The organism is Calyptranema fuscum S582 (assembly GCF_055793305.1).
In genome coordinates, this window is sequence record NZ_JBSLYH010000006.1 from 147,509 (window position 1) to 161,634 (window position 14,126).

Annotated in this window: 5 protein-coding genes; 4 read left to right on the forward strand and 1 reads right to left on the reverse strand. The window is 49.2% G+C overall.

What is annotated here, in order from left to right:
- Positions 1 to 93 precede the first annotated feature (93 nt).
- Positions 94 to 1,518: an ABC transporter substrate-binding protein gene (locus tag ACR6Z4_RS06460; protein ID WP_479716413.1), complete on the reverse strand. Its 1,425-nt coding sequence runs from the start codon at positions 1,516 to 1,518 to the stop codon at positions 94 to 96.
- Between the two features lie 962 nt (positions 1,519 to 2,480).
- Here ACR6Z4_RS06460 and ACR6Z4_RS06465 point away from each other — a divergent pair.
- The 4 genes from ACR6Z4_RS06465 (at position 2,481) to ACR6Z4_RS06480 (ending at position 13,863) form a co-directional block, all read left to right on the forward strand.
- The gene (locus tag ACR6Z4_RS06465; RefSeq protein ID WP_479716414.1) at positions 2,481 to 4,295 is read left to right on the forward strand and encodes a ShlB/FhaC/HecB family hemolysin secretion/activation protein; all 1,815 of its coding nucleotides are present in this window, start codon (positions 2,481 to 2,483) and stop codon (positions 4,293 to 4,295) included.
- Between the two features lie 75 nt (positions 4,296 to 4,370).
- Positions 4,371 to 7,922 carry a two-partner secretion domain-containing protein gene (locus ACR6Z4_RS06470; RefSeq protein WP_479716415.1) on the forward strand — a complete coding sequence of 1,184 codons (3,552 nt, stop codon included), beginning with the start codon at positions 4,371 to 4,373 and terminating at the stop codon, positions 7,920 to 7,922.
- Positions 7,923 to 8,010: 88 nt separating this feature from the next.
- Entirely contained in the window at positions 8,011 to 11,136 is a 3,126-nt protein-coding gene (locus ACR6Z4_RS06475) for a two-partner secretion domain-containing protein (protein ID WP_479716416.1), read from the forward strand.
- Positions 11,137 to 11,286: 150 nt separating this feature from the next.
- Complete coding sequence (locus ACR6Z4_RS06480; protein WP_479716417.1) at positions 11,287 to 13,863, forward strand: CHAT domain-containing protein; 2,577 nt, start codon at positions 11,287 to 11,289, stop codon at positions 13,861 to 13,863.
- Positions 13,864 to 14,126 lie beyond the last annotated feature (263 nt).

A 14,126-nucleotide genomic window follows, 5' to 3' on the forward strand; every position in this document is an offset into this window, starting at 1 on the left:
CTGGTAAGCATTTGTTTGACGCTCACGTTTATCAATATGATGAATTGATCGATAGAGAGTCGCTAGAGTTTAATGGCTGACTGGATGCTACTATCAGGTTTCCCATGCTGTCCAAATGGTTTTGATTTGGGCGATCGCCCAATCGACCGCTTGGGTTGGCGAAGCCTTGTCTTGAATCACCTTCAATACCGTCTTTGCCCAAAGCTGTTGGTTTTGAACTTCACTAAAAGCAGAGTGCATGACCTCATAGGGAATCAAGCTAGGACGATTGTAAATCTCTAAAGCCGATGACAGATGTGGATCGTTGGTATCTTTCCAGAAGGGATCTTTGAGTAATTCTGGCATGACGGGGAAGATCCGTCCTTTAAACCCCTGAAGCAACTGATTTAAGTTGGCTGGTTGAATCAAGTAGCTCAAGAATTCCTTAGCTGCTGTTTGATTCTTACTCGCTTTTGGTACAATGGCTTGTTTGATGCCTTTGCGTGTTAATAATTCGGTACCGTCGAGCTTGAGAGGGCGATTGATCGTGACAATTTGCCGATAGCGCCTGAACGCATCCTGGTTATATTGGTTGTCGGTCAGCTTTTGAGTTAAAGGAATAGATAAGGTAAGATTTTGGGTCATCAAAATGCCACCATCCAGGAACATCGTATTATTTCCTGAACCCGTCCATTGCGCGGCTGTGGGAGGCACATAGCCTTGTAAATAAAAATTAGTATATTCGGTCAAAGCATCTATAAATCGCTGACGATTTTCAGGTTGTTCTAATAACAGTTGACCTGATTCATTCACGACACCGACATCGTAGGCGTCTAAAAACATCTTGAGCGATGTGTACGTATCAAAGCCGACTGATGACATGCATAACCCAACGCCATAGAGATCAGCATGACCCTTCGCTTGCAATTGAGCTTGAGCCGATCGCCAAAATTGCCAGAAGGGGTGCCATTCTTGCGGTACATCTTCTGGGCTAAAACCTATGTCGGCAATCAAATTGCCCCAGTAGTGAATGTAATCATCTGACTGCCATAGGGGTAATGCATAGAAGCTCCGTTCACCTCGAATTTGATTGCGATAGGAGACTTGAGATAAGGCGATCGCTGTATATTTGTCTTGAACAGGTTGAATGACGTCTGATAGATCGAGGAGTTGATCGCGCCAAGCAAGGTTAGGGGCAAGGCTGGTATCCACTCCGACCGAGTAAACAATGTCGGGAATTTGGTGATGATCTGGATCGGCTAGCAACGGACTGAGTTGTTGATTCATGCTGTCAACAGACATGAGTTTCAAGCTCACCCGTCGCCCTGAACGGTGTTCCCATTGCTGGACAATCTGGAGAATTTGTTCATTTTCTTCAGCCAAAAACCCTTGTTCCCACCAGATGGTTAGATCAGTAGCATTTGACGATGTTCCCAAGTTCATGGCTGACTGAGTCTGACCCGATACACGGGCGCAATTCGTCAGTCCTAACCCCAACGAAAATAAAGATAGTCGTGTAAAATCTCGTCTAGTTAGCATCACTACATTAGTCAATATAAGCGTATAGGATTGAGTTGTGGTTTCGATGAAACCTGGACAAAAAGTCAGCCAAACTATTCAGCACTACTGATTTTGAGGATGAATTTGAACGTGACCCCTTTGGGGTCACGTTCAAATTCATCCCGCTATTAAGGATCATGGATTTAATAAAACCGAAGATTTATTTTAGGAAGCGCGGCGGAGCCGCGCTTCCTAAAATAGACGTCCGGGTTTTAATTAATTTGTGATCCTAAGCAATGCCACGATTGAGTCTATGAACTGAATGCGGGTTTAGGGGTTAGTCGTTGCCATCAGATATGCGTCTGTTTAATGAACAGAGCTTTCATTAAACAGTTCTCTTTTTCCAGATTAGATATGAAATGTGAAAAACTTGGGGAAATTTATCTTGTTTTCTTAACTAAATCTTATTTTTTTAAGTGATCTAGATATGTTTCGGTATTTACTGATAGAAACCTGAAAGGCGATCGCCGTTGGGTTGAGCTATCTGCAAGATAGGACGTGGCTAGTTTTGGGTATGAATGTGAAGGGCAATCAGGGGTCTCATCCAATTCCTTAAGAATCATGAATCGGCTAGAACCATAGATTTATTTCCGTAAAGGCGTCATTGCCCTGGCAAAAATAAACTTTTTGAAATAGGTAGGATTGCCAGTTTTGCGGGAATTCTCCGATTAAGGGTTAGTCTACTGCCTCACTGCTTGCTATGACAACGGATTGGATCCGCATATTTCCTTATTACTCTTATGAACAAGTTCAGTTTTCGGCAGTATTTATTTGCCGTTCGAGTTTTTATTCACCTGTGCTCGTTGATCAGTGTTTTAGTAATCGTGTCTGATTCAGCAAAGGCCGCCCTGAGATCAAATGCTATTTCAGATCCCCTTCAATTCAATCGTATTGGTTCTGATTCGAAGCATGAGCCTGAGAGCCTTAAAGTAGAGAGCTTCATGGTTGAACCTCGACCTATGCAACCATTCAGTGTCCCAGATGCAGCATCGTCGGAGTCCATGACTTTAGAGGTTCAGGACTCTGTGCTGCAAGCCGCTCCCCTGTCAGCACAGATGAGCGTTGCACAAGTGCCCAATGTCGATCGCCCAGCGCTCTCAGATCCTCTGGCTCCTGTATTACGACAAGACGTAGAAGCACCTTCCACAGAGCCATTACCGGAGCTGGACGCTCCGATGCCTCTGCCCCCTCCGGCAGAACTGTTGCAACCTTCTCCTTCTACTCCCGTCGTTCCATCCGGAACGAATCCAGAAGAGATTCCTGAAACCGTTACAGTAGAAAAGTTTGAAGTAGTGGGTAGCACGGTTTTTAGTGCAGACGATTTTGCTGCGGTCACCACTGCGTTTACCCACCGACCGCTAACGTTTGCGGAGTTGTTTCAAGTCCGGACTGCCATCACACAACTGTATGTTGAACAGGGTTACGTTACCTCCGGTGCCTATATTCCACCCCAAATTCTAGACACTGGTATTATCCAAATCCAGGTCGTAGAAGGCACACTGGAAGACATTACGATTACAGGCGACCGCCACTTAAATCCTGGATATGTTCGCAGTCGTCTGGCACGAACGGCAGATACGCCGTTGAATGTTAATCGACTTTTAGAAAGCTTGCAATTGCTACAGCTTGATCCGCTGTTAGATAGCATTTCCGCTGATTTAGCGGCGGGTGTTCGACCCGGAACCAGCATCTTAAATGTAGCAATTGATGAAGCTGATCCCTTCAGTGCAGAAATTGCGATTGATAATGGGCGATCGCCAGCCGTTGGAAGCTTTCGCCGACGAGTCAGCCTGACCCATGCTAACGTATTCGGTCTGGGCGATCGCCTGAACCTGGACTATACCAACACAGAGGGAAGTAACGCCGTTGATGCAAGTTATACCATTCCTGTGAATCCGCGTAATGGCACCTTGAATTTTAGTATTGGGTTTAGTAACAGCGATATTATTGAAGCTCCCTTTGATGTATTAGATATACAATCAGAGTCTCGGTATTATGAATTAACCTATCGTCAACCGCTTATCCAAACACCCAGTGAAGAGTTTGCGCTGAGTTTGACCGCTTCTCGGCAAGAAAGTCGAAGTGAGTTTTTAGAAGACTTTGGTGATCCAATTCCTTTTCCATCGATTGGAGCCGATGAGGATGGTCGTACCCGCATTTCAGCATTACGGTTTACCCAGGAATGGACTAACCGAGATCAACACGATGTATTTGCGGTGCGATCGCAATTTAGTGTGGGATTAGATGCATTAGACTCGACCATCAGTGATAGGGGGCCCGATAGCCGCTTTTTTGCGTGGCGGGGTCAAGGGCAGTGGGTTCATCTCTTAGCCCCAGATACACTCCTGGTTTTACGATCTGATTTACAGTTAACCGGCGATGAGTTGGTACCCCAAGAACAGTTTGGTATGGGTGGGCAACGGACGGTGCGAGGGTATCGCCAAGATCAATTACTAACAGACAGCGGGTTTCTGGCATCAGCCGAAGTCCGCGTGCCCATTTTAAGAGCACGAGATATAAATGGCATCTTACAGGTGATTCCATTTGTTGACTTTGGGATGGGCTGGAATAATGGCGATCGCCCAGACCCAGACCCCAATAGCCTTTTATCTGTTGGCTTGGGTTTGCAATGGCAAATGGGCGATCGCTTTTCTGCCCGGTTAGACTGGGGTATTCCTCTAATTGATGTCGATTCAGAAGGGGATTCATTGCAGGAGAATGGCGTTTATTTCTCTCTGCTCTGGCGTCCTTTTTGAATTAGTTATCTCTATACATAATCAAGTCTGCTGGGGACTGGCAGGCGATCGCACACATCAAACAATGTCACTGTTATGTCTAAAAAATTATCCCTTACGATTGCCCTGACTGTTGCCGTTGTGACGGGTTTGACGTCACATCCAGGTTTGGCTCAAATTACGTCTGATGGTACTCTTTCCACTCGTGTTACTTCACCCGATGGACGCAACTTTACCATTGAAGCTGGCGATCGCGCCGGACGTAACCTTTACCATAGCTTTCGTGACTTTTCTGTGCCCAGTGGTGGCTCGGCATACTTTAATAATGCTGCCAATGTGCGGAATATTTTCAGCCGAGTGACGGGTGGCAATATTTCTAACATTGATGGACTAATTCGTGCCAATGGTAATGCCAATTTATTTCTCCTCAATCCTGCCGGAATTTTATTTGGACCCAATGCATCTTTAAACATCGGCGGCACGTTTGTTGGTACCACGGCTGACAGCATTCGCTTTGCCGATGGTACCGAGTTCAGTGCTGTTCGCAGGACGGGAACGCCCTTGTTGACTATGAGTGTTCCGGTTGGGTTACAACTGGGAGCGAATGCTGGAGCCATTCGAGCAGAGGGATTACCAGTATCCAACTTCTTTTTGCGACCTCGCCAACTGTTTCAGGCTCAAGCCGTTGCCCTGGTTGGTAGCCAGATTGATATTGATAGTGCAACGATAGCGGTTCCGGATGGACGGATGGAATTGTGGGCTGTGCAGAATGCTGAAGTAGGTTTGAATGCTCGAACCCATCTCCATCTTGCAAGTTCGCCCAGCACGGCGGATTGGGGCACGATTTCATTAAGTCGATCCTCCTCGCTTGACACCAGTGGCGTCAATGGTGGTGCAATCAATATCCGGGCGCGAGGTTTGACCCTACAAGATGGGTCGGGGATCTCATCCGTTACTGGCGCATCGGGTCAAGGGCAGGGAATCACGATTCAAACCACAGAATTTGTAGATTTGTTAGGAGCTTCTGCGCCAGAGCAGTACGCTACATCGGGTATTTACACCAGTGTCTCGGGAGACCATGCTAGAGCAGCGGATATTACGCTTGAAACGGAACGGTTATACATTGCCAATGGTGCTTGGCTTCAGTCTCTCATTAGTTTTGGTCTTGATCCGATTACGTTTCAGCTTGTGCTGATTAACAATTCTAGTTCTGGCAATATTACTGTGCGAGCCTCAGATGTAGAGCTGAATGGATACAACCCTTTCCCCACAACGGGGTCTTCTCCCAGTGCCATTACCACATTGGTCAGTGCGGGCAACCAGAATAATAGCGGCAACATCACGATTGAGGCAGATCGGGTGCGCTTACTTCATGGAGGGCGCATTAGTACCGATTTGCTCGGTTTTAATTTCCCTGGATTTGAATCTTTGACGACGGGTACGACTGGCGATATCTCAATCCGGGCTACCGATAGTCTGGAAATTGAGGGAGCGACACCTGTGGGGCTAACGGCTGCGGTCATCAGTTCTATCCAACCGCTTGCGGAAGGTCAGGGCGGAACGATTACGATCGATGCTGGAGATATACGCTTGTCCAACGGTGGAACCATTTCTACTGCTCTAGCGGGGAACGGAACCGCCGGTAATGTAAATATTCACGCACGAGATATTTCGGTCAGGGATGCGGTTATGGATAATTTCAGCCACACGGTTAGCGGCATCACCGTTGCTGTGGGTGACGGTGCTGTGGGTAACGGTGGCAATTTAACGATTCAGAGCGATCGCCTGCATGTCTTTAGCGGTGGACAAGTGACCTCGTCTACTCAAGGAGATGGCACGGCTGGAAATATCAACTTGCGCGTCAACACGATCAATGTTGGGGGTGTTGCTCAAGTCCCCATCAATGGTGCGCTATTGCCCAGCAGCATCACTGCTTCTTCAACCACAGATGCCGCAGCAGGCTCGGTTACGATTGCCGCAGATACCATCCGGGTTCACCATCGCGGGGAAATCACCGTCAGCAATTCTGGACGTGGGGATGCTGGAAATCTGCGTGTCGATGCCAACGCCATTTTTCTCAATCAAGCAGGTAACTTGCGAGCAAGCACGATAGCAGGCAGCGGCGGCAATATGCGTCTGCACGCCAATACTATTGGTTTGCGCCAGGGTAGCACCATCATTGCCTCTACAACGGGTGCCGGGAATGGCGGACAGATTGATTTGGTGGCTGCCACCCTGGATTTGTTGAGTACTAGCCGCATTAGCACCCAGGCTGAAGGCACAGGGAATGCTGGTACGCTCAATTTACGAGTGGGGGAGCTGTTTGCCAATCAAGGACAAATTCGTGTGGAAAGCCTGGGTACGGGCAATGCCGGTCGTCTCACCATTCAAGCAGACTCTGTGCACCTCAACCATCGCAGCCTGATCAATGCTTCAACGCAAGTGGGACAGGGTGGCGATGTGCAATTACAAGTTGACGATACGCTGCAACTAACTCATCAAAGCCAGATTTTAGCCGATGCCCATGAAGCCGGACGCGGAGGCAACGTTCAGGTTACGGCAACTCAGATGGTGCTGGATGATGGTAGCCGGATTTCAACCAATGCTCAGGGCACTGCTGTAGGAGGAGAGTTAAGCATTGAAGGCGATCGCCTCTCGCTATTAAATAACTCTCAAATCAGCGCGTCCACCTCCGGGAGTGGTAGGGCAGGTAACTTACGCATTCTTGCCAATGAGGGGATTCGATTGAGCGGATACCATACGCAACTGGCGGCTGAATCGACGACCGATGCGGCGGCGGGGTCAATCTTTCTGCGCACTCCTGAGCTGTACTTGAGCGATCGCGCCAACATTTCTGTGAGTGGACAGGGGAGTGGAGGTGCAGGCAACGTCACCGTGCGAGCGAATACGATTCAACTGCATGATCAATCCAGCGTGAGTGCCGATGTTGCCGGGGGTGATCAGGGCAACATTTCGTTGCAAAGTGAGATGTTGTTGCTCCGTCAGGGCAGTTCGATTACCACCAATGCAACGGAAACGGCGAGTGGTGGCAATATTGCGATTGATACAAACTTTATTGTGGCGGTTGAGGGAGAAAACAGCGACATCACTGCCAATTCCACCAATAGCTTTGGTGGACAAATTGCGATTGATGCTCTGGGCATCTTTGGCACTGAATTTCGTGAACAGCTTACCCCCCAGAGTGATATTACAGCGTCGTCCGGGTTGGGGTCTGCCTACAGTGGCACAGTTGCCATCAGCAATCCCGATGTAGATCCAGGGTCGGATGTCGTCCCCCTGCCGGACAATGTGGTCGATGTCAGCAATCAAGTGGCAACGGGATGTGCCGAGCAATCGAGCAGTCGCTTCGTTGCCACCGGGCGAGGAGGGGTGCCGCTGAATCCAAGTGAACAGGTGACCAGCGATCGCCCCTGGAGTGATATGCGAGATTTGTCTGACGCGATGAATGGAGGACAACCCACTGTTGCGAGTGCTTCTTCAACTACAACGACGAACCCTGCTCAGATTGTTGAAATGAATGGTTGGGTGCGGAATGAAGCAGGGCAACTCGAACTGATTGCTGTCACACCTGGAAGTGTTCCTGCACCCACTTATGCAACCTGCTCAGCATTCGGTATGGGGCAATAAGTATTCTGTCTCTCCAGTGTGGGAACCCTGAAAGATAAAGTTGCTGGAGTGGTAGGCGATCGCCTTATTTTTATAGGACTATTTTTGTATGTATCAAAGTTTTCCATTGGCGCTCACTGTTGCTGTTGTCTGTGCAGCTTGTTTGACGGCACAACCCGGATGGTCGCAAATCACATCTGATGGCACGCTTTCCACTCGTATTACTTCGCCCGATGGACGCAACTTTACCATTGAAGCTGGCGATCGCGCTGGACGTAACCTGTACCATAGCTTTCGTGACTTTTCTGTGCCCAGTGGCGGGTCAGCCTACTTTAATAATGCTGCCAATGTACGGAATATTTTTAGCCGAGTGACGGGTGGCAATATTTCTCACATTGATGGGCTAATTCGTGCCAATGGGAATGCCAATTTGTTTTTACTCAATCCATCTGGCATTTTATTTGGACCCAATGCCCAGTTAAACATTGGGGGTTCCTTTATCGGCAGCACAGCCGACCGTTTGCACTTTTCCGATGGCACGGTGTTTAGTGCTAACCCTGCCTCAACGGCTCCTCTGTTAAGCATCAGTGCTCCCATCGGCTTGCAAATGGGTGAAAATCCCGGTCGTATCCGGGTCAACGGCTCAGGAAATCAAGAGGTATTGCCAACGACCCATTTCGGGCTGGCTGTTGCACCCGGACAAACTCTGGCACTCGTGGGGGGAAATGTCACGTTTGATGGAGCGATCGCGACAGCAGTGGCAGGCAGACTGGAAATTGGTAGTGTTGCCGATGGAGAAGTGAGCCTGACCCCCAGCCCCGTCGGTTGGGAACTGGGGTATGAACAGATCCATACCTTTCGAACCGTTCAATTTCTGAATCGATCGTCGCTGTGGATGCCCTTGAGCAATGAGGTTGGGGGCATTCATGTGTACGGAGGCAGAGTAACGCTAAACAATTCGCAAATTGCAGCAACCACATCCGGGCAGCAACCCGGCGGAGATATCGTCATTCGAGCAGCAGATGCGCTGGAGTTGACGGGTGTAAATTCCATCTATCCCTTTAGCAGTTGGATTGTCAATCAACTGACTCCGGGGGCAAGGGGTCGGGGCGGGCAAATCCAAATCAATACCCCACAGTTGACATTGCGATCGGGAAGTCGCATCCAAACCTTAAATCAAGGGAGTGGTGCAACGGGAGATATCCAGATCAACGCCGATTCCGTGTTCGTTGGTGGATCTTCCCCTGCCAGTGCCAATCCTGCCCAGCAAGACTTGTTCAACAGCCGAATTACAACGGATACGCTGGCAACAGGCAATGGTGGCACTGTTCGTATATCGACTGGAGACATCAGACTGCGAAATGGTGGGCAGGTGAGTAGTCTGGTGGGACCCCAGGCAACTGGACACGGGGGCGACGTTATGGTGAATGCATCGGGAACGATTACTGCGGTCGGTGTTGATTCTTTCAATTCCACCACCAGCAGCGGTTTCAGCACGATGACAGCCGGTGCCGGTGCAGGCGGAGATCTGACAATTTTGGGCGATCGCTTCACCCTATTGGATGGTGGAGTGCTCCAGTCGTTTACCCTGGGCGCAGGCCAAGGCGGTGATATTACTGCCAGTGCTAACCAGACGATTACTGCCAGAAGAATCAGTCCCCTGGTGCTAGGTGGGTTAGGAAGCTTCACTTTAGGGTCTGGTCATGGCGGAAATATCTCAGTCTCTACGAGGCGTCTCGGTCTCTACGAGGGTGCAAATATTTCTGGTGCTTCACTTTCTCAGTCTACAAGCCCTTCAGGAGTCGCCAGTGGCGATTCTGGAAGTATTACAGTCAATGCTCGTGAATCGATCGAGATATCTGGGGTCAATCTTGATCCTATCATTACGAGTAGTATTGGTACGAGCACCATTACGTCAGGCAATGCTGGAGATGTCAGCATCTCCACCCAACGGTTGCTGGTTGAACAAGGTGCGGTACTGGCATCAGGAACCCAATTTATCCTTGGGCAAAACCTATATACCGGAGTAGGAACTGGACATGGTGGCAATCTCAGAGTACATGCATCTGACTCCATCACCGTTCGAGGTGTTGATTCAAGGTCAAATCTCCATGGATCACTGAGCACCTTCACGATCAGTCGAGGGGACGCGGGCGATATCACTATTCAAACCCCTCGCTTGGCAGTTCAAGATGGCGGCGCGGTTGGCTCGACAAATGGGGCAGCAGGTTCGGCGGGTCGGGTCACCATTGATGCGAATACAGTACTAGTGAGCGGAACGGCTGCAAACGGTAGACCAGCACAAATTTTTGCAAGCACAAGTATCCTTGATCCAAGTATTCAACAAGCCTTCAATCTACCTGCTGTGCCCAGGGGAGATACGGGAGCGCTATCTCTCAATGCCTATGAGGTGACAGTAGCAGAGGGTGGGCTCATTACGGTGCAGCATGAAGGAATTGGCAATGCCGGACAACTAACGATTCATGCTGATACCCTGAATCTTCGAAACCAGGGGCAAATTACAGCAGCCACAGCAGCAGGGGAGGGAGGTAACATTCAATTAAACATTCAGAATGTATTACTCATGCGCGATCGCTCCCGCATTTCAACCACAGCGGGTGGTCGGGGTAGCGGTGGCAACATTGCGATTAACAGCGATTTCATTGTGGCAGTAGACGGTGAAAACAGCGATATCACTGCCAATTCCACCAATAGCTTTGGTGGACAAATTGCGATTGATGCTCTGGGCATTTTTGGCACTGAATTTCGCGAACAGCTCACCCCCCAGAGTGATATTACAGCGTCGTCTGGGTTGGGGTCTGCCTACAGTGGCACGGTGGCTATCAGCAATCCGGATGTAGATCCAGGGTCAGATGTCGTCCCCCTGCCGGACACGGTGGTCGATGTCAGCAATCAAGTGGCAACGGGATGTGCCGAGCAATCGAGCAGTCGCTTTATTGCCACCGGACGAGGAGGGGTGCCGCTGAATCCGAGTGAACAGGTAACCAGCGATCGCCCCTGGAATGATATGCGTGATTTGTCTGACGCGATGAATGGAGGACAACAACCTTTGACTAATGCTACTCCAACCGTACCGACCGACCCTGAACACCTGGTTGAAATGAATGGGTGGGTGAGAAATGAAGCAGGGCAAGTAGAATTGATTGCAGTCACCCCTGCACAGATGCCTGCACCCAATTCTGCAACCTGCTCAGCTACAAGCATGGGGCACTAAAGTGCGATCGCATTTTCTAAGATTTCCTGGCTCAACTCTGATTGTTCATAACTCTTCAACCAAGGCACTCCAGGCTAAACCAGTAAGCCTTAAAAAAAGTAACCTACTCTCTATCCCAGTCATTATTTATTAGCAGAGCTAACTATTGTTATGAAAAAGACTTGGAAACTCGTTATCTTAGCCTCGTTAGGCGTGTTTTTAACCCTAATACCTACGGCTGTTCATGCGACTCTTGCACCATTCTCTGGGGCATCCAGTACCGAAGTATCTTCATCTCCTCCAATTGAGGTAACACCACCACAAAACACAGCTCCTTCAATAGACGTAGGAAAACAGTTTTACACAGCGGGTCGATTTGCAGATGCGATCGCCACCTGGCAAGCTGTCGTTGCTGCGTCCGCAGCCAGTGGAGATGTTCTACAGCAGGCATTGGCACTGAGCTATCTCTCCTCAGCCTATCAAGTGCTCAATCAATGGGATGCGGCTCAGGATGCGATTAACCAGAGTCTAGAACTTTTCGATCGTGCCAATCCGCCTGCCAGCCCAATTTTGCGAGCACAGGCACTGAATACACAAGCCAGTTTATGGCTGCATCAGGGGCGAGCTGAAACAGCTTTGGCTACCTGGGAGCAAGCCCAACGTTTGTATGAACAAGCTGGTGATGAATTGGGTGCATTGGGCAGCCAAATCAATCAGACGCAAGCTCTGCAAAGTTTAGGGTTTTATCAGCGAGCCAGACGACGGTTAGACGATTTGAATCAACAATTGGCAACCCTACCTGATTCTGATTTGAAGGTCAGTGGGTTGCGCAGTCTTGGCACGGCATTGCAGGTCATTGGCGATGTTAGAAGTAGTTATGAAGTCCTGGGGCAAAGTTTAGCGATCGCCAGACGCATTGGGGCAGTGAATGAACTGAGTTCTACGCTGTTGAATATTGGTCAACTGGCAGCCGAGTTGGATGATCCGACCACTGCGATCGCCTACTTTGAAGCCGCAGAACAAGCAGCCCATACTCCTATCGATCAGGTACATGCACGCTTAAGTCAGCTTCAGATCGCGATTCAGCAAGCCCAATGGCAACAGGTAGAAAACCTGATTCCTCTGATTCAGCAACAATTAACTGAACTGCCACCGAGCCGAGATGCCATTTATGCCACCGTGAATTTTGCCCATAGTTTGATGGACGATTCCCTGCCAGATTCCCTTTTGTCTTATTCATCATTGGCACAATTGCTGGCAACCTCGGTGCAGTCCGCAAGGACGATTCAAGATTCTCGTGCAGAATCTCATGCACTCCGACAATTGGGGTTGTTATATCGACAAACCCAACAATGGTCGGAGGCGATTGACCTGACCCAGCAGTCCCTTACGATCGCTCGTAACACCCAGGCAGAAGACCTGGTTGCACAATCGGCAGGGCAGCTAGGGCAACTCTTGAACTATCAAGGAAAGCGCCAGGATGCGATCGTTGCATACACTGAATCGGTTAACGCATTGCAATCCTTACGCCGAGATTTGGTAGCAATTAATCCAGATATTCAATTTTCTTTCCGAGAAAATGTTGAACCCATTTATCGAGAATTGGTGGAATTATTGTTGGCTGGTAGCCCCAATCAATCGTCACTGACCCAGGCGCGAGAACTGATTGAAGGTCTGCAACTGGCAGAACTCGATAACTTTTTACGACAAGCCTGTCTGGATGCTCAACCCAAACAAATTGACCAGGTCGATCGCACCGCGACTGTCATCTATCCGATCATCTTGCCCGATCGGTTAGCGGTTATCGTCTCGATGCCAGGTCAGTCTTTACACTATTACAGCACCGATGTCAGTCAATCTGATGTCGAAGATACTCTGCATGCGTTATTGGCTGCACTTCACCCCTCAGCCGATCGGGCAGAACACTTGGCCTATGCACAACAAGTCTATAACTGGTTGATTCGTCCAGCGGAAGCCGATCACCTGTTGGATGAGACCAAAACCTTGGTTTTTGTTCTAGATGGACTGCTTCGCAATGTACCCATGGCAGCGCTTCATGATGGACAACAGTATGTCATCCAAACGTATGCGATCGCCCTTTCTCCGGGCTTACAACTGATGACGGCACAACCGTTGGATCAACAGCACATTCATGCCATGGTCGGTGGTATCAGCGAAGCCCGTGGACTTTTCAGTGCTCTTCCTGCCGTAGAATCAGAAGTCAATGATATTGCCCAGTTACTTTCGGCACCTGTTGTTCTAAATCAAGATTTTACTAAAGAGGCGATCGCTCAACAGTTACGCAGGGGGTCAACCAATGTGGTTCATCTTGCCACCCATGGGCAATTTAGCTCCAACCAAAATGATACATTCCTGCTGACCTGGGACGGGCAAATCAACATTTGGGAGTTGTCCGAATTATTGCAGAGTCGAGCCAATAGTCAGGCAGAAACCATTGAGCTGTTGGTTTTGAGTGCCTGCGATACGGCAGCGGGTGACGATCGCGCTGTATTAGGGCTGGCAGGCTTAGCCGTCAAATCTGGCGCTCGCTCTACTCTAGCAACGTTGTGGCCCGTTAAAGATCAAGCCGCTGCTCAACTCATGACCGTTTTTTATCAGCAATTGGAAATCCCTGGTACGACCAAAGCTACGGCGTTGCAGAAAGCACAGCAATCTTTGCTGGCAGACCCGATTTATACGGATCCATTTTTTTGGTCAGCCTATGTTCTGGTCGGAAATTGGTTGTAATGTATGGCTCAATCTGCTCAAGGGTGTGACGTGTAAGGTGTTGTGTGATCGCCTCGTTTCGCGAGGCGATCACACAACGCCCGTTATCGATTCGGGCGTGAAGTACTCTATTGACCTACAGCGCTTCGCGCTTGAATATGTTTAGATTTTTTGTTGTGTGCCGCGCGGAGCGCGGCACACAACAAAAAATCTGTGGCTTAATCAATTGAAAATGGCTGTATCGAAAATGAGCCTTAATCCCAATAGGATTACCAACAGGATTG